The organism is Gordonia sesuvii (assembly GCF_036350415.1).
In the GTDB taxonomy this organism is placed as follows: domain Bacteria; phylum Actinomycetota; class Actinomycetes; order Mycobacteriales; family Mycobacteriaceae; genus Gordonia; species Gordonia sesuvii.
The window spans coordinates 179,932-200,572 of the sequence record NZ_JAZDUF010000001.1; the positions used below are offsets into that span (position 1 = coordinate 179,932).

General features: G+C 67.6%; 18 protein-coding genes and 1 riboswitch. Of the genes, 8 read left to right on the forward strand and 10 right to left on the reverse strand.

Annotated elements, in window-relative coordinates; genetic code table 11:
* Positions 1-3 precede the first annotated feature (3 nt).
* Both VZC37_RS00770 and VZC37_RS00775 read left to right on the forward strand, forming a co-directional pair.
* Entirely contained in the window at positions 4-1,020 is a 1,017-nt protein-coding gene (locus tag VZC37_RS00770; RefSeq protein ID WP_330430514.1) for an adenosine deaminase, read from the forward strand.
* Between the two features lie 10 nt (positions 1,021-1,030).
* Positions 1,031-2,329 (forward strand): D-alanyl-D-alanine carboxypeptidase family protein, encoded by a 1,299-nt coding sequence (locus tag VZC37_RS00775; RefSeq protein ID WP_431309296.1) that lies wholly within the window; start codon positions 1,031-1,033, stop codon positions 2,327-2,329.
* A 160-nt stretch (positions 2,330-2,489) separates the two neighbouring features.
* Here VZC37_RS00775 and VZC37_RS00780 read toward each other — a convergent pair whose 3' ends face one another.
* The 3 genes from VZC37_RS00780 to VZC37_RS00790 are packed head-to-tail and all read right to left on the reverse strand — an operon-like array spanning position 2,490 to position 5,519.
* Positions 2,490-3,542 carry a YhjD/YihY/BrkB family envelope integrity protein gene (locus VZC37_RS00780; protein ID WP_330430515.1) on the reverse strand — a complete coding sequence of 351 codons (1,053 nt, stop codon included), beginning with the start codon at positions 3,540-3,542 and terminating at the stop codon, positions 2,490-2,492.
* 48 nt (positions 3,543-3,590) lie between these two features.
* Entirely contained in the window at positions 3,591-4,625 is a 1,035-nt protein-coding gene (trpS, locus tag VZC37_RS00785; protein WP_330430516.1) for a tryptophan--tRNA ligase, read from the reverse strand.
* Between the two features lie 57 nt (positions 4,626-4,682).
* The gene (locus VZC37_RS00790) at positions 4,683-5,519 is read right to left on the reverse strand and encodes an exodeoxyribonuclease III (protein ID WP_330430517.1); all 837 of its coding nucleotides are present in this window, start codon (positions 5,517-5,519) and stop codon (positions 4,683-4,685) included.
* 115 nt (positions 5,520-5,634) lie between these two features.
* Between VZC37_RS00790 and VZC37_RS00795 the strand changes: the two genes are divergently transcribed.
* Complete coding sequence (locus VZC37_RS00795; protein WP_330430518.1) at positions 5,635-5,817, forward strand: (2Fe-2S)-binding protein; 183 nt, start codon at positions 5,635-5,637, stop codon at positions 5,815-5,817.
* A 101-nt stretch (positions 5,818-5,918) separates the two neighbouring features.
* Positions 5,919-6,404: a bacterioferritin gene (bfr, locus tag VZC37_RS00800; protein ID WP_330430519.1), complete on the forward strand. Its 486-nt coding sequence runs from the start codon at positions 5,919-5,921 to the stop codon at positions 6,402-6,404.
* On the opposite strand, the gene VZC37_RS00805 is transcribed toward bfr, so the two are convergent.
* Positions 6,362-7,603, reverse strand: coding sequence for an MFS transporter (locus VZC37_RS00805; RefSeq protein ID WP_330430520.1), 1,242 nt, complete (start codon positions 7,601-7,603; stop codon positions 6,362-6,364). The genes bfr and VZC37_RS00805 overlap by 43 nt on opposite strands.
* 92 nt (positions 7,604-7,695) lie before the next feature.
* The gene (locus VZC37_RS00810) at positions 7,696-9,552 is read right to left on the reverse strand and encodes a cutinase family protein (protein ID WP_330430521.1); all 1,857 of its coding nucleotides are present in this window, start codon (positions 9,550-9,552) and stop codon (positions 7,696-7,698) included.
* 274 nt (positions 9,553-9,826) lie between these two features.
* Positions 9,827-9,946, forward strand: a riboswitch (SAM riboswitch).
* Positions 9,947-10,005: 59 nt separating this feature from the next.
* On the opposite strand from VZC37_RS00810, the gene VZC37_RS00815 reads away from it, so the two are divergent.
* On the forward strand, positions 10,006-11,328 hold the full coding sequence (locus tag VZC37_RS00815; RefSeq protein WP_330430522.1) for a bifunctional o-acetylhomoserine/o-acetylserine sulfhydrylase: 1,323 nt from the start codon (positions 10,006-10,008) through the stop codon (positions 11,326-11,328).
* Between the two features lie 46 nt (positions 11,329-11,374).
* Positions 11,375-12,523 (forward strand): homoserine O-acetyltransferase MetX, encoded by a 1,149-nt coding sequence (gene metX / locus VZC37_RS00820; RefSeq protein ID WP_330430523.1) that lies wholly within the window; start codon positions 11,375-11,377, stop codon positions 12,521-12,523.
* Positions 12,524-12,672: 149 nt separating this feature from the next.
* Here the strand turns inward: metX and VZC37_RS00825 are convergent, their stop codons facing one another.
* From VZC37_RS00825 to VZC37_RS00835, 3 genes are all read right to left on the reverse strand, one after another.
* Positions 12,673-14,148: a hypothetical protein gene (locus VZC37_RS00825; protein WP_330430524.1), complete on the reverse strand. Its 1,476-nt coding sequence runs from the start codon at positions 14,146-14,148 to the stop codon at positions 12,673-12,675.
* Between the two features lie 142 nt (positions 14,149-14,290).
* Positions 14,291-14,581: a DUF3017 domain-containing protein gene (locus VZC37_RS00830; RefSeq protein WP_330431660.1), complete on the reverse strand. Its 291-nt coding sequence runs from the start codon at positions 14,579-14,581 to the stop codon at positions 14,291-14,293.
* Positions 14,582-14,634: 53 nt separating this feature from the next.
* Positions 14,635-15,513 carry a bifunctional methylenetetrahydrofolate dehydrogenase/methenyltetrahydrofolate cyclohydrolase gene (locus VZC37_RS00835; protein ID WP_330430525.1) on the reverse strand — a complete coding sequence of 293 codons (879 nt, stop codon included), beginning with the start codon at positions 15,511-15,513 and terminating at the stop codon, positions 14,635-14,637.
* A 59-nt stretch (positions 15,514-15,572) separates the two neighbouring features.
* Between VZC37_RS00835 and VZC37_RS00840 the strand changes: the two genes are divergently transcribed.
* Positions 15,573-16,517 carry a serine/threonine dehydratase gene (locus VZC37_RS00840; protein ID WP_330431661.1) on the forward strand — a complete coding sequence of 315 codons (945 nt, stop codon included), beginning with the start codon at positions 15,573-15,575 and terminating at the stop codon, positions 16,515-16,517.
* Positions 16,518-16,552: 35 nt separating this feature from the next.
* On the forward strand, positions 16,553-17,017 hold the full coding sequence (locus VZC37_RS00845; protein ID WP_330430526.1) for a tRNA (cytidine(34)-2'-O)-methyltransferase: 465 nt from the start codon (positions 16,553-16,555) through the stop codon (positions 17,015-17,017).
* A 28-nt stretch (positions 17,018-17,045) separates the two neighbouring features.
* Here VZC37_RS00845 and VZC37_RS00850 read toward each other — a convergent pair whose 3' ends face one another.
* Positions 17,046-17,273 (reverse strand): DUF167 domain-containing protein, encoded by a 228-nt coding sequence (locus VZC37_RS00850; protein WP_330430527.1) that lies wholly within the window; start codon positions 17,271-17,273, stop codon positions 17,046-17,048.
* A 33-nt stretch (positions 17,274-17,306) separates the two neighbouring features.
* Entirely contained in the window at positions 17,307-20,579 is a 3,273-nt protein-coding gene (locus tag VZC37_RS00855) for an error-prone DNA polymerase (RefSeq protein WP_330430528.1), read from the reverse strand.
* Positions 20,580-20,641: the final 62 nt, after the last annotated feature.

Here is a 20,641-nt window from a genome sequence, read left to right on the forward strand (position 1 = left end):
ACCATGTCCCGAATCCACGAGCTACCGAAGGTCGAGCTGCACGTACACATCGAGGGCACATTGGAGCCCGATCTCGTGCTGGAATTGGCCGCCGACGCGGGGATCACACTGCCGTATCCCGACGCCGAGGCGCTGCGCGGACGCTACGTCTTCGCCGACCTGCAGTCCTTTCTCGACATCTACTACGAGAACCTCGACGTGCTCCGTCGGCGCCACGATTTCGCCCGTCTCGCCTACGAATACGCCGTCCGGGCGCTCGCCGGTGGCGTGGTGCACGCAGAGGTGTTCTTCGATCCGCAAGCGCATCGCTCACGCGGAGTCCCGATGGCCGACGTGGTCGGCGGCCTCGTCGACGGGTTCGCGCGTGCACGAACGGAGTTCGGCTTCACCGCCGACCTGATCGCGTGCTTCCTCCGCGACCGGCCTGCGGCCGAGGCGGCGGAAACTCTCGACGAGTTGGTCGCCGTCGACGCGCCGATCATCGGGGTCGGGCTCGATTCGGCCGAGGTGGGCAATCCGGCGTCACCGTTCGCCGACGTGTTCGCCCGCGCCGCGGATCTCGGCCTCCGCCGAGTGGCCCATGCCGGCGAGGAAGCGGGTCCCGAATCCATCCGAGGAGCCATCGACCACCTCGGAGTGGACCGGATCGACCACGGCATCCGCAGCGTCGACGACCCCGACCTCCTGGCCGAACTCGTCGCCACTCGCATGCCACTGACCGTGTGTCCGCTGTCCAACGTGTGTCTGCAGGCGGTCAGCGACCTGGCGTCTCATCCGCTGCCCGACCTGCTGTCGGCAGGCGCCCACGTCACCCTGAACTCCGACGACCCCGCGTACTTCGGCGGATACCTCGACGACAACTTCACCGCCGTCGCCGAACAATTCGGCCTCGACGACGAGACCCTCGCCCGGCTGGCCCGCAACTCCGTGGTCGCCAGCTTCCTTCCGGCGTCCCGGCAACGCGAGATCATCGACAGAATCGACGGGTGGCAGGCCGCGTCGACAGAGTCCCGCTGGTAATCTCCGACCGGTGACGGTGGGGAGGCCGCGACATTTCGCGCGAGCGTTGATCGCCGGCCTCGCCGTGACCGTCGGCATGACGCTGGGCAGTGTGCCGTTCTGCGCGCCCGCCACCGCAGCTCCCGTCCCACCGACGACCACTCCGGTGACCGACCACTGTCCCCACCGCGTCGACACCCCACCACCCGTCGACGAATCCGAGGTCGTGGCGCCCGGGGAGCCCACGCCCACCCCGCTGACGGTGCCGGAGACACCTGTCGGCGGTGAGCAACTGGCCGCATGCGGTGTCGTCGCCGATCCCGCCGTGGGTCCGATACCACCGGCGTTGACGTCGGCGGGCTGGCTCGTCGCCGACCTCGACACCGGCGAGGTGATCGCGGCCAAGGACCCCCATGGCCGCTACCGGCCCGCATCGACCATCAAGGTCCTGCTCGCACTCGTCGCACTCGACGAACTCGATCTCGACACGGTCATCACCCCGACCGCCGCGGAGTGGAGCACCGAGGGCGACTCCTGCGGCATGGGTCCGGGCGGTCGGTACACCAATCGAGATCTGCTGACCGGACTGGTGATGGTGTCGGGCAACGACTGCGCCAACGCCTTGGCGCGACAACTGGGCGGCGTGGACACCGCACTGGACAAGATGAACGAACGGGCTCACGCCCTCGGTGCGCTGGACACGCGGGCCGCGTCACCGTCCGGCCTGGACGCACCCGGGATGTCGTCGTCGCCCTACGACCTGGCGCTGATCTTCCGAGAGGCCATGCACAACAGCACCTTCCGGTCGATGATCGGGATGCGGGAGTACCGATTCCCGGGGTATCCCCGGCGCCCGGACGTGCCCGGCGACACCGATCACCCTGCCTACCAGATGCACACGTCCAATCAGCTACTGCTCGAGGGATATCCGGGCATGATCGGCGGCAAGACCGGCTACACCGACGATGCGCGCAAGACCTATGTGGGCGTGACGGAGCGATCGGGTCGGCAGATCATGGTCGTGGAGATGTTCGGACTCACCGTCGGCACCAACTCCTACTGGGACCAGACGAAGGCGTTGTTCGACTACGGTTTTCGGGCGCCCGAGGGTGCGACCGTCGGTGACCTCGTGACTGCGTCGCAGGCATCGGCGGGGGCACCGACCACCCCGACTGTCGCCCCGTCTCCCACCGCGACGCCGCGGACGGCCTCCGCCACCGGCACCGACGAACCCACCCGTTGGTCCGTCCGTCTGTTGATCGGGCTGGTCGCCGCACTGGTGTCGGTCCTGCTCCTGTTGGTCGCGATGCGGCTGTTCTCCCGCCGCTGACCGACCGGCCCGTCACCCACCCGCTCCCTGAGGAGATCCGGAGCCTGCGAAGGATCGTCACGAAGGGCCCTTCGAGACGCTCGCAAGCTCGCTCCTCAGGGGGCGGGGCGACGCTCGCAAGCTCGCTCCTCCGAGAACAGAAGGGAGCGGCAACAAACGGTCACCGCCGCAGCAGCCACCCGACGAACGCACTTGCCGCGGCACCGATCCCGGCCACGGCGACCAGTGTGGACGGCCGAGGTGCGGGGTGAACCTCATAGTTCGGGGACACCAGCACCGGCGGCGGTATCTCGTCCTCGGTCTCGACCTGGTAGGCCTCGTTGATCGGGTCGGTGGCGCACCAGGCGGCGGCGTAGAGCACGATCCGCGATGCCAGGTAGGCGAACACGAGCAGACCGATGATCGGACCGAAGGTCACCCCTGCCGGCCCACTCAGCACCGACTCCAGATAGATCCCGCCGACGGTCTTGACGATCTCGAACGCGATCGCGGTCAGCAGGCCTCCCTTGAGCGTGTTCCGAAACGGCAACTGCACCAGCGGAAGACGCGACATGACGAAGGTGAACAGCAGCGTACTGGCCAGCACCGAGACCGCGATCGACACGGCGCGGACGACCGTGGGCGCCCATGACGCGTCATCGAGCCCGACCCACGACAACACCTCCGTCGTGAGACCCGAGTTGCCGAGCGCGGTGATCGCCATCGTCACCGCGAACGCGATCCCGAGGAGTGCGAAGGTGATGAGGTCCCACACCTTCGACATCACCGGGTTGCGATTGACCCGGCCGCCCCACATCTCGGTCATGCCCGCGCGTACACCGGAGATCCAGCCGATGCCGGTGAAGGCGGCACCGAGCAGGCCGACCACACCGACCGCTGCACGTTGGTCGACCGCCGAGTTGATGAGGTCGTTGATCTGGTCGCCCATGCCCTCGGGCATGTTCTCGACGACGGCATCCTGGAGATCTCTCAGCAGATCGGGCTGGCTGGCCAGGACGAAACCGGCGATCGCGAAGACGACCATGACGATGGGGACGAGCGCGAGGATGCCGTTGAAACTGATGCTCGCCGCGTACAGGTTGCCGCGACGATCGTTGTAGCGCTGGAACGTGTTGATCAGATGATCCAGCCAGGTCCATCGTTCGCGGGCGTCGGCGAAGCCCGTCTTGCCGCGCTCCACGGCCCCTTTGGCCGAATCAACCACCGAACTCACCTGTTCCGCCTCCTCGGTCGGTCGCGGGCCGGCCCGATGGACGGTCGATCACCCGCCGGGTGCCAGGAACCCCACTTTGTCATAGACCGCGCGCAGTGTCGTCGAAGCCACCGAGCGCGCGCGTTCGGCACCGCGCGCGAGGATCGCGTCCAGTTCGGCCGGGTCGTCCATGAACTCGGCGACGCGACCGCGCAGCGGGGTCACGAACTCCGTCAGCACGTCGGCCGTGTCGACCTTGAGGTCCCCGTATCCCTTGCCGGCGTACTTGTCGACGAGGACATCGACCGGAGTGCCGCTGAGCGCCGATTGGATGGTCAGCAGGTTGCTCACCCCGGGCTTGGCGACCGGGTCGAAACGGATCTCGGTCTCGGTATCGGTGACCGCGGACCGGATCTTCTTGGCGGAACGCTTCGGCTCGTCGAGCAGATTGATCAGACCACGATCCGATTCCGCCGACTTGCTCATCTTCGCGGTCGGGTTCTGCAGGTCATAGATCTTGGCGAACTCCTTCACGATGTGGGCCTCGGGCACCTTGAGGACCGCACCGAATCGGGAGTTGAAGCGCTGGGCCAGATTGCGGGCGAGCTCGAGGTGCTGGCGCTGGTCTTCGCCCACCGGCACCCGATCCACGTCGAACGCGAGAATGTCGGCGGCCATCAGGATCGGATAGGTGAACAGTCCGACACCAGCGGCGTCGACCCCCTGCTTGGCCGACTTGTCCTTGAACTGCGTCATGCGGCTCGCCTCACCGAATCCGGTGATGCACGACAGCACCCAGGTCAGCTGGGCGATCTCGGGTATGTGGGACTGGACGTAGATCGTCGAACGGTCCGGGTCGACACCCACCGCGAGCAGCTGCGCGACGCTGAGCCGGGTCCGTTCGGCCAACGTTGCCGGGTCGTAGGCCACCGTGATGGCGTGCATGTCCGGGATGAAGTAAAACGCCTCGAAATCCTCCTGCAGCGCAACCCATTGCCGCACCGCACCCAGGTAGTTGCCGAGGTGGAAGGAATCGCTGGTCGGCTGGATGCCCGACAGCACGCGCGGTCGAGCTGACCCGGCCGGGGAGACGTCACTGCTCATGTCCCCCAGTGTCTCAGACGTGCGCGAACGGATTTGTGCCAGCGTCCGCCGGCGCGGTCACTCGTAGACGACCGTCATCGGCGCATGATCCGACCAGCGGAGGTCGTAGGCATCGGCCCGGTCGACCCACGCCTTGACCGCACGATCGGCGAGACGCTTGTTGGCCAGCTGGTAGTCGATGCGCCATCCGGAGTCGTTGTCGAACGCCTTTCCCCGCCACGACCACCACGTGTACGGCCCGTCCTCCGCGGGCGCGAGGTCGCGCATCACATCCGACCACCCGGACGCGAGGCGGTCGCTCACCCAGGAGCGCTCGTGCGGCAGAAAACCCGGACTCTTCCGGTTTCCCTTCCAGTTCTTGATGTCCGGCTCGGCGTGGGCGATGTTCCAGTCCCCGCCCACGACGACATGACGCCGCCGCCGCGACAGCCGGTCGAGGTGATGGCCGAAGGCGGTGAGGAAGCGCACCTTCTCGTCGAACTTCGCCACGTCCTTCGGCTCCGGGGTCTGCGCGGCGCCTTTGGGCAGATAGAGGCTGGCCACCGTCGTCGGGCCGAGCGGTGAGTCGAGATCGACCTCGATGTAGCGCCCCGTGGGGTCGAACTCGGCGTCGCCGAAGCCGACCCGCACCGCCCCCAACGGCAACCGGCTCAGTACCCCGACCCCGGCATGCCCACGGACGACCGACGCACTCATCGTCCACTGCCAGCCGTCGTCGAGCGCCGGGGCAAGCGCCTCGGCTGCCTGCTCCTCGTCGGCGCGGATCTCCTGCATCAAAACGACGTCGGCTTCCGTGCCGGACAGCCATGCCAGCAGGCCGCGGTTGGCCGCCGACCGGTGCTTCACGGCGGCGCGGACGCCGTTGACATTGACGGTGCTCACGGTGATCGACACGCAGACGAGCGTACGTGGCCGAAATGGTGCGTCCGTACCAAAGGTAAGGCAACCCTTGTTTCAGGGCTTGCTTTATGTAACCCTTACCTAACTGAACTGATTCGAGGTGAGACCGATGTTCGTTTGTATCTGCCGAGCGGTGACCGAAGACGAGGTGCACGACCACTGCTCGACCGGTGCCATGTCGGTGGATGCGATCGGCGACCGGTGTGGTGCCGGTGAAGGCTGCGGCACCTGCCTTGAACGGATTCAGCAGATCGTCGACGAAAGGATCGCCACCGCGACCACCGCAGCATAGGCACGCCGGCCGACGGCTACGAACATCCTCGTGTCCAAGTACGGACGCGGGGAGTTTAGGCGTGCTACGTTCGCACTACCACGGCGAACGGAGGCTCGGTCATGCGCGGCGACGACGAAGTGATCGCACTACTCAACGAGCAGCTCACCAGCGAGCTGACAGCCATCAACCAGTACTTTCTCCACTCCAAGATGCAGGCGAACTGGGGGCTGACCGAGATCGCGAGCAAGACCCGCGCGGAGTCGATCGAGGAGATGCTGCACGCCGAGGTCCTCACCGATCGGATCCTGTTCCTCGACGCCCTGCCGAACTATCAGAAGATCCTGCCGCTGCGTATCGGGCAGACGCTGCGTGAGCAGTTCCAGTCCGACCTCGCCATCGAGATGGAGGTCGTCGAGCGGCTCCGGCCCGGTGCCGCCATGTGCCGCGGCAAGGGTGACATCACCAGCGCGAGAATCCTCGAGGACATCCTCAAGGACGAAGAAGACCACATCGACTATCTCGAGACCCAGCTCGAACTGATGGACCGGATCGGCGAACAGCTCTACCTGTCCAAGACGGTCGCGACGCCGCCCACCGTCGACTGACCACTGCGGTTCCGCGCGGCCGCCAGCGCGACGACCAGAACCACGATCCCGGCGACCGCCAGCCCCGCCCCCAGCAGCGACGGCGCGCGGTAGCCGTAGCCCGCTGCGATCACCAGACCGCCCAGCCATGCCCCAGCCGCGTTCGCGATGTTCAATGCGGAGTGATTCAGTGCTGCCGCCAGCGTCTGCGCGTCGTCGGCGACATCCATCAGCCGGGTTTGTAGCGCCGGGATCGTCGACGCCCCGGACAGCCCGATCGCATAGCTGAGGATCATCGCCGCCCACGCGTTGTCCAGCGTGAGGGCGAACAGCGCCAACGAAGCCGCCGTGGCGACGAGTCCGATGAGGATGCCCGCGGGCACACTCCGGTCGGCGAGCACACCACCGACGATGTTGCCGGTCACCATCCCGAGACCGAACAGCATCATCGCCACCGGCACGAGCGAGACCGACAGGCCCGTCACGGTCGTCAGCGCCGAGTTGAGATACGTGTAGTAGGCGAACATGCCGCCGAACCCGACGACCCCGATGAACAGCGTGAGCCACACCTGCGGGCGCGACAACGCACCGAGTTCGGTCATCGGGTTGGTGACCCGCATGTCCGCAAGTGCGGGCAGGTTGCGGATGAGAGCGACGATGGTCAACAGTCCGATCACGACGACGATGGCGAACGCGACCCGCCAGCCGAACGTCTCGCCCAACCAGGTTGCCATCGGCACGCCGAGCACATTGGCGACCGACAGACCCAGCATCACCTGGCCGACTGCCTTGGCGCGGTCACGCGGACCGGCCAGATGGGCGGCGACCAGCGCGGCGACACCGAAGTAGGCGCCGTGTGGCAGACCGGCGACGAACCGCGCCGCGATGAGCAGTCCGTAGTTGGGCGCCAGCACTGTGGCGAGGTTGCCCACGGTGAAGGCCACCATCAGACCGATGAGCAGGGTGCGACGCGGCACCCGGGCGGTGAGCGCCGCGATGAGCGGTGCACCGACGACGACGCCCAATGCGTAGGCCGAGATGACATGGGCCGCGGTGGGTTCGCTGACACTCAGGGTCGACGCGATGTTGGGCAGCAACCCCATCGCCACGAACTCGGTGGTGCCGATCCCAAATCCGCCGAGGGCAAGAGCGATGACGGCCCACCGACGGACGGAGGCGGTCACCGGTGCTGCGGCGGGTGCGGTTGGCGCTGAGGACACTCAGTCTCCAACTCCCGGCTCCCCTACCGGGATTCCCCATCGGTCAGGTGAGTTGATTCACACGGGCAAGGTGCCGGGGCACCGGCCGTCTCCTACTCGTCACTCCCGGGGTCGTCGCCTGCCTCCGACGATGACGAGTTCTTCGAGGACCCGGTGCCGGCACCCGTGGTCGACAATCCCGGACCGGTGGTCTGGTCCTCGCCGTTCCCGTCGCCGTCGTTGTCCTCCGCACCGTCGGTCTCGATGTCTCCCCCGGCGACTCCATTGCTCGCGCCGGCGTTGCTGTCGGTAGCGCTGGGGTCGGGAGCGTGCGGCGTGGACGTCGCGGACGTGTCGGGCGGCGTGGAGGGCGTTTTCGGAGTCTGCTCGCCGGACGGCGCGGAACCGGGCGCAGGGGAATCGGGCGCAGGGGAATCGGAGCGAGTGGAGGTAGCGGCGTCCGACGGCGTGGTCGGAACGGGCACCGACGACGTACTCCCGGTGGAGGAGTCCGCTGTCGCCGCAGCTTCGGTTTCCGCACCGCCCGATTCCGGATCATCCGAGGACGTCGTATCTGTTGTGGACGCATCCGTCACGAGCGCCGCGGGTCCGACGTCGTCGAGGGCGCTCAGCAGCACGGCCTGTCGCGCGCCACGCGCGTCCACCGACACCGTGGTCGTGTCGACGGTCCTGGGCCCGATGATCTCGCCCGCCCAGTGCCGGACGAAGTTCACCGGGATCAGCAGGATGCTGCGCGCGCTGGCCGCCAGCGCCGCGACGCCTTCCTTGATCTGGTCGGGCGCACCGTTGACGACGCCCTGCAGGATCTGCTCGAAGACGAAGATGTCGGGGAGGTAGCCGCCGTAGCCGAGGTACGGGAGCGGCGGCAGCACGTCCTGTACCAGCCGGACCACCGGTTGCAGATTGGAGAGTTCGATCCCGTAGGGCAGATCGAACGTCCATCGGCCCACAAGGAAATCGCCGATTCGGGAGCTGTCGATGCCGATGGTCGCCGCGCCGTCGCGGATGACCCCGACGATGGCCGAATCCGCCTGCGCCACACAGTCGGTCATCGCAATGCCACACTCCACCGGACGATGATCGTTCCAGCTCGCCTCAGTGGGGTCGCGGTACATCTGGAACGGGTACAGCCCGTGTTTCGTGAAGTAGCCGACCAGCCCGTCGATGGTGCCGATCGGGTCGTAGAACGGGTCGGGGAGATCGCAGATGGGATCGCCCTCGACGCAGACCGACACGACCCGCGACTCCAACTCGTCGAACCCACGCGGCCCGTCGCCCTCGCGCGGACCCATCATGGTCAGGCCCGGGATCACACCGGTCAGCGACAACTCGATGCCCCGGCCGGTCTTGTCGCCGGCACGTCGCGGATCGGAGTAGAGCTCCCCGGAGATGGTGGCGTGGTCGATGTCGACTTCGACCGGCTCACCGTCGCGGCCCACCACGACGACCGTGTCATCGCGGTCGTTACCGATGTCGGACAGGACATCGCCCGCGACCCGCGCTCCCTGCGAGTAGCCCGCCACCACCACAGGTCTATCCCCGCAGTCGTACTGATACTGCGCTATTGCACGTTTCGTCGCGGCCTGACCCTGGCTGACGCTGTCGTCGTACCCGGCGGCACCGAGCGGCCACAGCGTGGTCGGGTAGTCGGCGTAGATGATCTCGTAAGGATTGTCGTGGTACGGACTGTCTTCATCGTCGACGATCTCGACCTCACCGTCGCTGTTCAGAACCGGCTTCTTGCCCGTGTACCGCTGGGTCACCCCGACCATGTGCACGGCCTCGGGATCGTTGGTTCCGCCGACCATGATCACCGCACCGGCGCCGCACCCGTCGGCGCGGGCGACTCCCGCCCCCGGAAGACAGAACGCGGCAACCACTATGAAGCAGCTCGAGATCGCGATGAGAACAACCGGAACCCGGCGAGTCAGCCGGAAGCGCGCACCCATGAGCTCTCTGTCCTCCATCTGCCCGGGCGACCGCGTCGGGGCTGTGACGCGAGTCGATCAGGCTGGCGACAGAGTAGATCCGTGATCTCAAATAGCGAATCCTCGTTAGTTCAACTAACAACCCTGACCAGGCCTTTTACTGGTGCCAGATACAAGATTCATCCTTTTGGAGGACAGGCGTTGTCAGTTTGTGACCGTCATCAGCCCCGGTTTGTGACCACCACGATCGGGACGGTTCCCTGGCCTTCTGGACCGTGCTATATCCTTGACGCCAGGTCATGAGCATCAGCGTCAAGCCCCGGCTTGCTGATCGGCAACCCTCCAACCGCGGTGGGGTGCTCCGGGTGATGACCGGGTTGAGGAACGCATACGCATTCCCCGGCAAGCGCGGGTCCGAAGGTCGGACCCCACCAGGGTCGTTGCACCCTGCCGACCGCAGAAAGCAGGACACTCATGTCTGACGCCACCGACGGCGCCGATCCGACGGCGAACTGGAGCTTCGAGACCAAACAGGTCCATGCCGGCCAGACCGCCGATCCCACCACCAATGCGCGGGCGCTGCCCGTGTACCAGACCACGTCGTACGTGTTCAACGACACCCAGCACGCCGCGAATCTGTTCGGTCTCGCCGAACCCGGCAACATCTACACGCGGATCATGAATCCGACCCAGGACGCGGTGGAACAGCGCATCGCCGCCCTCGAGGGTGGCGTGGCCGCGTTGCTGGTGGCATCGGGCCAGGCGGCCGAGACCTACTCGATCCTCAACATCGTCGAGACCGGCGGCCACGTGGTGTCGAGTCCACGTCTGTACGGCGGCACGTTCAACCTGTTCCACTACACGCTGCCCAAACTCGGCGTCGAGGTGTCGTTCGTCGAGGATCCGGAGGACCTCGACTCCTGGCAGGCGGCCATCAAGGACAACACCCGCGCCCTGTTCGGCGAGACGATCTCCAACCCCAACAACGAGATCCTCGACGTCGAGGGCATCGCGGAGGTCGCCCACCGCAACAGTCTCCCGCTCATCGTCGACAACACCGTCGCCACCCCGTATCTGCTGAATCCGCTGGCCCACGGTGCAGACATCGTCGTGCACTCGGCGACGAAGTACATCGGTGGCCACGGCACCGCCATCGGTGGCGTCATCGTTGACGGCGGCACCTTCGACTGGCGCGCCCAGCGCGACGGGAAAGACCTGTTCCCGGGGTTCACCACGCCGGATCCGAGCTACCACGGCGCCGTCTTCGCCGACCTCGGCGCACCCGCGTTCGCACTGAAGGCCCGCGTGCAGTGGCTCCGCGACACCGGTGCCGCCATCTCTCCGTTCAACGCCTTCCTCCTGGCCCAGGGGCTGGAGACATTGAGCCTGCGGGTGGAGCGACATGTCGCCAACGCGCAACGCGTGGCGCAGTATCTGGAAGCCCATGCCCAGGTGGAGTCCGTGGCCTACGCCGGGCTGCAGTCGTCACAGTGGTACGAGCGTGCACAGAAGCTGCTGCCGAAGGGACAGGGCGCCATCGTCAGCTTCGAGATCGCGGGCGGCCTCGAGGCCGGCCGGAAGTTCGTCGACGCACTCACGCTGCACAGCCACGTCGCCAACATCGGTGACGTCCGGTCGCTGGTGATCCACCCGGCGTCCACCACACACAGTCAATTGACACCGGAGGAACAGGTCGGCGCCGGAGTAACACCGGGCCTGGTCCGCCTGGCGGTCGGCATCGAAGGATTCGACGACATCATCGCCGATCTCGAACAGGGATTCGCGGCCGCGAAGTGAGTTGAGGGACAGAGGAAGTCGGAGTGTGCTGCAGAGTGAGTGAATTGTGTCGGTGAGTATCGAAACGCAAACCCAGCCCGTCGACGGACCCGACTGGGAAACGATGCCGGACGGGGCCACGGCCCGTGTCCGCATCGGCGCGGTCTCCCTCGACAACGGTGACCGGATCGACGATGTCACCCTGGCCTTCCAGCGCTGGGGTGCGTTGTCGCCGTCCCGGGACAACGTCATCCTCACCCTGCATGCACTCACCGGCGACTCGCACGTCACCGGTCCCGCCAACGACGAGCACCCGACGGCCGGCTGGTGGGACGGGCTGATCGGCCCCGGCTGCGCCATCGACACCGACGAGTGGTGCGTCATCTCGGCCAACGTGTTGGGGGGCTGCCGCGGGTCGACCGGGCCGTCGTCACCCGCTCCCGACGGGCGTCCATGGGGGTCGCGGTTCCCGCAGATCACGGTGCTCGATCAGGTGCGTGCCGAGCGGATCCTGATGGACCGGCTCGAGATCGCCGGGGTCGGTGCCGTCGTGGGCGGGTCCATGGGCGGTGCCCGCGCGCTCGAATGGGCCATCGAGTATCCCGAGATGGTCCGGAGCGCACTGGTTCTGGCGGTGGGCGCGCGCGCCACCGCCGATCAGATCGGCACCCAGACCACCCAGATCGCTGCGATCACCGCCGACCCCGCATGGCAGGGCGGCGACTACCACGACACCGGGCAGGCACCCACCGCCGGTCTCGGTGTGGCACGGCGGATCGCGCATCTCACCTATCGCGGCGAGGTGGAACTCGACCGTCGTTTCGCCGACGATCCCCAGGCCGACGAGCAGCCGCTGACCGGCGGTCGCTACGCCGTCGACAGCTATCTGCAGCATCAGGCGGCCAAGCTGACCCAGCGGTTCGACGCCGGCAGCTATGTGGTGCTCAGCAACGTGCTGAACCACCACGATGTGGGTCGCAACCGGGGCAGCATCGAATCCGTGCTGCGGGCCTGCCAGGTCCCCGTGATCGTCGGCGGGATCGCGTCAGACCGCCTGTACCCCTTGCGGTTGCAGGTCGAGCTTGCCGAGCAGCTGGGCAACTGTGTCGGCGGGCTGCAGGTCCTGCACTCGGACAACGGTCATGACGGATTCCTGACCGAGTTCGATGCCATCAGTGATCTGCTCAAGCAGACCGTCGAGATCGCGCGGGGCTGAGCGAAGAGCGTGACGAAGGGACCCTTCGTGACGATCCTCCGCAAGCTCCGGATCTCCTCAGGGACCAGAAGGTAAAGCCCACCTCCGCTCTTCAGGGAACAGATATACGGTCCACCACTCCCGATCCCTGAGGGTCCACCGCCGCTCCCCTATCGCGTCGGCGTGGTGGACACCGGCGCTCCCTGCTGCGGCGCGGCGCGGGGTGTAGGCGGCGTGGTGGTGGTCTGCGGCGCAACGCTTTCCGGCGCCGGTGGCGGCGCGGGCGTCGAGGACTCCGGACGCAGATCCGGCGGAAGCAGTTCCGGCGGGATCGTGGGCGACGGTCGACCCGGCGGCCAGGGCAGCGTCGGCAGCGGATACGGCACCAGCGTGCGCGTGGGTGGCGACGTCGACGAGTCCGTCTCCGTCGTCGGCGGCAATTCCGTTGTGGCCCAGCCGGGATAGTCCTCCCAGCGGGACTCGGTGCGTTGCATCGGCGGCTGGGCGGGCTCCGGTTGCGCCTGGGTGACCCGCGGCTGCGGCGGCGCCGCGGACGTCGTCGACTCCGATGTGGTTGTCGTCGTGGACATCTCGGACGTCGCGAGCGTGGTGGTCGACGGCAACGGTGTGGAGGCAGGCTCGTTGTGCCCGGCCAGCGAGGAGCTCACCGCATAGATCGTCATCGTCGCGGCGGCGAGGATCGCCGCCACCACCGCCAGCGGCGTGGCCGACAACCATTCCCGGTGCCGACGACCGCCGATGAACGCGAGTCGCGTCGTGCCCGACGATGCCTTGGCCCTTGCCAGGATGGCGGCCCCGATCGACGCGGCGAGTTCCGGCGCGTCCGGCACCACGACCTCGACATGCCGACCGCCGAGTTGCGCACCGTCGAGCATCCGCGCGACGGCAGGCAGGTTGGCGATGCCACCGACCAGGACCACCGCCTCGGGGCGGCTGTCGCGGTCGGCGTTGTCGGCGAGATAGCGCATCAGCACGCTTCGCGCGTCGTCGACCATGGGCGCGACCGCCGCGTCGATCACCGCACCGGTGAGCCGGGTGTGTCTGCGGCCGTCCGCGAGCAGAACCGAGTCGGTACCGGCGGTGCCCACCTCCTCCTTGCCGGCGCGGCAGCCCGCGAGCAGCGCGCTGCGTCCGCTCCGGGTGCCACGTCCGTCGGGAGTACCGCGGTCGGCGGTCAGCTGTGTCAGGATCGCCCGGTCGATGTCGCGGCCGGCGAGCGCGCGCGACCGCACCGGTGCCGAGATGCGGTTGGTCGATGGTTCCACGGTGTACAGGGACATGCCGGTGTCCCCGCAGTCGGCGACGACGACCGACGCGAATCGGTCGATCTGGCCGGTGGCCGACAGGTATGCCGCCACCGCTTCGCCGTCGTCGACGAGATGGATCTGGCGGCGGGGACCGCTGCCACGAGACGCCAGTTCACGACGCTGCTTGGCCGTGCGCGCGGCGACCCCGATCGGCCCCACCCGACGGTCCGCGTCCTTGGCTGCCCCCAACATCAGATCGATGCCCGCGTTGACCCGGCCGGCGGTGTCGAGGCCGTCGCTACGGTCGACGTCGATCACACGGGTGTCGACGACACTGCGACCCACGTCGTCGCGCGTCAGCAGGACGTAGTGGATCATGCCATCGCCCGCGGACACACCCATCGACGTCGTTTCGTCGGGAGTGGTCGAGTTGCCGGTGGTGGTCGTCGGTGTGATGCGTTTTCTCCAGCTGTGTCGTCGCCGCAAGGGCCGTTAGGTCACGTATTGATCTCTATTGTAATCAATCTGTGCCCAAAGGATCGATGGACGTCGCCAACCACAGGATCAGCGAACCCACCGACGCCATCACCGCGACGTCGAACAACTTGCTTCTGACCTGCAGCAGGCCTGCGCGCGAGGTCGGGATGAAGGCGCGTAGCACGGCTCCCAGCAACAGGACGGAGCCGAAGACGAATGCGCCGCGTCGCCACCGGTCGAACAACACGAGGACGGCCGCGGCGACCAGCCCGATCAGGACGACGAAGTACGGGATCTGGACCACGTAGCGGCGCACCCGCGCGGCGCTGCCCACCCGGCGGGAGTGGTCGAGAGCCCCGTCGGGTGGGCGGGCACCCCGGTCCGGCGTCACCCCGCGGTTCCCGCCCGGGTCCGCTCGGCCAGCTGCGCTTCGGCTCGTTCGACGACGTTGACCAGCAAGAACGCCCGCGTGAGCGGGCCGACTCCGCCAGGGTTCGGCGAGACGTGCCCGGCGACGTCCCAGACGTCAGGTGCCACGTCGCCGGTCAGGCCCGCATCGGTGCGGCTGACGCCCACGTCGATGACCGCCGCTCCCGGCTTGACCATGTCGGCGGTGATCAGGTGCGGAACGCCCGCAGCGGCGATCACGATGTCGGCCCGCGACACCTCGGCCGCCAGATCACGGGTGCCGGTATGGCACAGGGTGACGGTGGCGTTCTCGCTGCGACGCGTCAGCAGCAGCCCGATCGGACGGCCGATCGTGACGCCGCGCCCGATCACCGTGACCCGTGCGCCGGCGATCGGGATCTCATAGCGCCGGAGCAGGTGAACCACCCCACGCGGCGTACATGGCAGCGTGGCCTCCTTACCGAGAACGAGACGACCCAGATTGATCGGGTGCAGCCCGTCAGCATCCTTGATCGGGTCGATTCGTTCCAGTGCCGCGTTCTCGTCGAGGTGGCGCGGTAGGGGAAGCTGCACGATGTAACCGGTGCACGCGGGATCCGCGTTGAGGTCGTCGATGGCGGCGTTCAGATCGTCCGTCGACGCGTCGGCGGGGAGATCCTTCCGGAGGGATTCGACGCCGATACGTGCACAGTCGGCGTGCTTACCCTTCACGTAGGACCGCGAACCCGGGTCGTCACCGACCAGGACGGTGCCGAGCCCCGGTGTGATGCCTTCGGCGCGGAGTTTCTCCACCCGGGCGCCGAGATCGGAGAAGATCTCGTCACGAGTGGCCTTGCCGTCGAGTCGTATCGCGCTCACGGGAGTCCATTGTTCCACCCCCGCTATCGTGACCGGACGTGGACACTCAACGGACACCGATGCCGGTGACGACCTCCGACATCGACGCCGCCCGCGACCGGATCGGCGGCCGCCTACGACGCACCCCGATCTTCCGGACGTCTCTCGAAACCGCTGCGGGTCCCACCGAGGTGGTCTTCAAGCAGGAGTACCTGCAGGTCGGCGGTTGCTTCAAGGCACGCGGCAGTCTCAACGCCGTCCTGCACGCCCGCACCGAGGGACGGCTGGACCAGGACGGGGGCGTCCTGGTCGCCTCCGGCGGCAATGCCGCGATCGGCGCGGCGTGGGCGGCGCGGATCGCCGGTGTCCCCGCCACCGTGGTGGTCCCGGTGACCGCGCCGGAGGTGAAGGTGCAGAGCCTCCGCGCACTGGGCGCGACGGTCCATCAGGTGGGCGACCGCTACCAGGACGCCGCCGACGCCGCCCTCGAACTCGCCGGACGCTCGGGTGCCCTGCTCCTGCACGCCTACGACCAGCCGGACATCGTCGCAGGCGCCGGCACGATCGGGCCGGAACTTTCCACCGACGTCGACGGACCGCTGACGACGGTGGTGTGCGTCGGCGGTGGCGGACTGCTGGGCGGACTGGCGGCGGCCCTGCGTCCCGGCGATCACCTGGTCGGCGTCGAACCGGTCGGGGCGTCGTGCCTGCGGCAGGCACTCGACGCCGGCGGTCCGGTGACGGTGGATCTCGACAGCGTCGCGGCCGACAGCCTCGGCGCGACCCGGGTCGGCGACCTCTGCTGGGCGACGATCGCCGGGCGCGACGTGACCAGCGTGGTGGTGTCGGACGCCGACATCGTCGATGCGCGCCGGATGTTGTGGACCGACTTCCGCATCCTCGTCGAACACGGAACGGCGACCGCGGTGGCGGCGGTGCTGTCGGGGCAGGTGCGTGCGGAACCGGGGACCACGCTGTGTGTGGTGCTCTGCGGGGCGAACACCCGGCTCGACATCAGCGGGTGAGGTGGGTGTCCCGCGGGACACTAGACTTGCCCATCATGTTCCGCATCATGTTCTTCCAGCCGTGCATCCCGCCGAACACCGGGAACGCGATCCGGCTGGCCGCCAATACCGGATGCGAACTGCACCTCATCGAGCCGCTGGGGTTCGGCATGTCCGACACTCAGGTGAAGCGTGCTGGTCTGGACTACCACGAGATGGCCACCGTGACAGTCCATCCCGATCTGGATGCAGCGTGGTCGGCGCTGCGGCCGGAGCGCGTGTTCGCCTTCACCGCACACGCATCGCGCTATCACTCCGACATCGACTACCGCCCGGGAGACGTGCTGCTCTTCGGGCCGGAACCGACCGGACTGCCCCAGGAGGTTCTCGAGCTGCCGCAGGTCACCGATCGCGTGCGGATCCCGATGCTGGCCGGGCGCAGATCGCACAACCTCGCCAATGCCGCCAGCATCGTGGTCTACGAGGCGTGGCGGCAGAACGGGTTCGCCGGCGCCGTGTGATCGCCCGCGTCAGTCACCCGGCTGCGGGTCAGTAGACGCGGAACCGCTTGGTCCGCGACGTTGCGCCGCCCACGAGCGCGATCTTGCTCTTGGGCACCCCGAGGTGCTCCGCCAGGATCTGCGCCACGGCCTTGTTCGCCCGTCCGTCGGTCGCCGGCTCACGCACGTAGACGGTCATCGAACCCGCCGGATTCGTCTCCACCAGTGGCCCTTTGCTGCTCCCCGGCTTCACTGTCACCACGATCTGCCGCGGCATGGCTCCCCCACTCTCGTTGTCGGCATCCCTACGTCACTGCCAGTCGCGGGAACGTGTTCCCACGCGAAGATCCAAGCGCTGCAGTCGCTCCGCCACCACCGTCACCGCCCCCTCGGCATTCTGCACGGTGCCACGGATCAGCAATGCCGACGCCGAGTGTGCCAGATTCCGGTACCGGGTCCACAACCCGACCGAACACACCACATTCACCATCCCGGTCTCGTCCTCCAGGTTGATGAAGGTGACACCCGAAGCAGTGGCGGGACGCTGACGATGGGTGACCGCACCGGCGACCAGCACCCGCGATCCGTCGGCCACCGCCAGCAATCCGTCCGCCGGGATCACCCCCATCGCCGCCAACCGAGGCCGCAGGAACTGGGTGGGATACGAGGTCGGGGTGATGCCGGTGGCCCACGCGTCGGTGGCCGCCAGTTCCACATCGGAGAGTCCGGGAAGCGTCGGCGTCGATGCGGCCGACTCGAGAGGTAGCTGCTCGAGGCGCACCGTCGCGGCCGCTCCGGCCTCCCACAACGCCTGTCGGCGACTCACCCCGAAACACGAGAACGCCCCCGCACCCGCGAGGCCTTCGAGTTGACCCACCGACAGGTCCGCGCGCCGGGACACATCGGTGACGTCGCGGAAATCGCCGTCCCGGGTGCGGCATTCGACGATCCGCTCGGCGACGTCGTCGCCGACACCTCGCACCCCGCCGAGGCCCAGTCGGACCTCGAGACCTTCGTTCTCCAGCGTCGCATGCGCCAACGATCTGTTGATGTCGGGCCGATGGACCACCACCCCGTGCCGGCGGGCGTCGGCGACGAGGGATTGCGGAGAGTAGAAACCCATCGGCTGCGCTCGCAGCAGTGCGGCACAGAAGGCCGCCGGGTGGTGCAGTTTGAACCACGACGAATAGAACACCAACGATGCGAAGCTCTGCGAATGACTTTCCGGGAAACCGAAGTTCGCGAACGCCGACATCTTCTCGAAGATCCGGTCGGCCACCTCCCCGGTGATCCCGTGCAACTCCTCCATCCCCTCGTAGAACCGCGCTCGCAGACGTTCCATGCGTTCCGGCGAGCGTTTGGAACCCATCGCGCGCCGTAGCTTGTCGGCCTCGGAGGCATCGAATCCGGCCACGTCGACGGCCAGCTGCATCAGCTGCTCCTGGAACAGCGGCACTCCCAGCGTCCGATCCAGCGCCTTGCGCATCGACGGATGCTCGACACTCGGCTCCTCGATCCCGTTGCGCCGTCGGATGTAGGGATGCACCGACCCGCCCTGGATCGGGCCCGGCCGGATCAGCGCCACCTCGACGACCAGGTCGTAGAAGGTGCGCGGCCGCAGTCGCGGCAGAGTGGCCATCTGTGCACGCGACTCCACCTGGAACACACCGACCGAGTCTGCGCGACAGAGCATCTCGTAGACCTCCGGCTCGGTGAGGTCGAGCGTGGCGAGGTCCACCTCGATCCCCTTGTGCTCGGCGACCAGATCGATCGCATAGTGCAGCGCCGAGAGCATGCCGAGTCCGAGGAGGTCGAATTTGACGAGCCCGATCGCGGCGCAGTCGTCCTTGTCCCATTGCAGGACGCTGCGGTTCTCCATCCTCGCCCACTCGGTCGGACAGACGTCGGCGATGGGCCGGTCGCAGATCACCATGCCACCCGAGTGGATCCCCAGATGCCTCGGCATCCCGAGGATCTCCGCGGCCAGGGCGGTGACGTCGTCGGGCGCCTCGTCGGGTATCCGGCTCCACGCATCCTGCTGACCGGTGGCATATCCGAGTGCCCGCGACATGTCCCGGATCGCGGACTTACCCCGGTAGGTGATCACGTTGGCCACCTGCGCACTGAAATCGCGCCCGTAGCGGCGATAGACGTACTGGATCGCCTCTTCACGCCGGTCGGATTCGATGTCGACGTCGATGTCGGGCGGACCATCTCGCTCGGGTGCGAGGAAGCGTTCGAACAACAGCTTGTTGGCGACCGGGTCGACATTGGTGATGCCGAGGGCGTAGCAGACCGCGGAGTTCGCCGCACTGCCCCGGCCCTGGCACAGGATGTCGTTGGCCTTGCAGAAATCGACGATGTCGGCGACCACCAGGAAGTAGCCGGGGAAGGTGAGCGTCTCGATGATGGCGAGTTCGTGTTCGATCTGCCGATACGCCTGCGGGTGTGCACCCGGCGACCCGTAGCGGCTCAGCGCCCCGGCCATCGTCTTCTCCCGCAGCCAGCTGTTCTCGGTGTGACCGGCGGGCACGTCGAACGGCGGCAACTGCGGTGCGATCAATCCCAGCCGGAACGCACAATCGGCCGCCAGTCCGACGGCGTTGTCGATGGCCTCGGGATGTCCGGACAACAGCCGGGCCATCTCGTCGCCGCTGCGCAGGTGTGCGCCACCGACACCCGGCAGCCATCCGTCGATGGTCTCGATGTCGGTGCGGGCCCGGACCGCGGCGACGGCGGTGGCCAGCCGGCGTCGTCGTGGACCGGCGAAATGCGCGCCGGTGGTCGCGACCGTCGCCAGCCCGAAGTCACCGGCCAGCGCAGCCAGGACGGCATTGCGTTCGTCGTCGACGGGCAGCCCCTGGGCGGTGAGTTCGACGACGACATCGTCGCGCCCGTATCGGTCGACCAACCCGGCGAGCGCATCGGCCGCCGCTGCCGGACCGCCTCGGTCGAGCGCGCGTCGCACCGCGCCCTTGCGGCAACCGGTGAGGATCAGCCAATGTCCGCCCGCACGGTCGGGCAATGCGTCGGCGTCGTAGCGCAACAGACCCTTCTCCCCACCGAGCATGTGCGCGTCGGCGATGGTGCGCGACAGGCGGCGGTACCCCTCACTGTCACGGGCGATGACGAGAAGATGCTCCCCGGGCGGATCGGCGACTCCGGTCCGGGCGGCATCGGGTTCCAGGGAGAGTTCGGCACCGAAGACCGTCGGCAGGTCGAATTCCCTTGCGGCCTCGGCGAATCGGACGATGCCATAGAATCCGTCATGATCGGTCAGTGCCAGCGCCCGCAGATCGAGTCGCTGCGCCTCCTCCACCATCTCCTCGGGCATCGAGGCGCCGTCGAGGAAGCTGTACGCACTGTGGGCATGCAGTTCCGCGTATGCCACCGACGACCGTCCACGATCGACCCCCTCGGCCCGGTAGGAGCCGCGTTTACGGGACCAGGCCGGGCTGTCACCGCCGTCGCCGGTGTTGTCGCCGGGACCGAACATCTCCCCCGGACGCCCCTGTCCGGGTGCCCGCCCGGAGAGCACCCGCTCCATCTCCGACCACGTCGGTGGTCCTTGGTCCCAGCCCACCCCTTCAGAGTATAGAACATGTGTTCGAATCCCAACCTCGGGGCGCGTCATTCCCTAAGCTC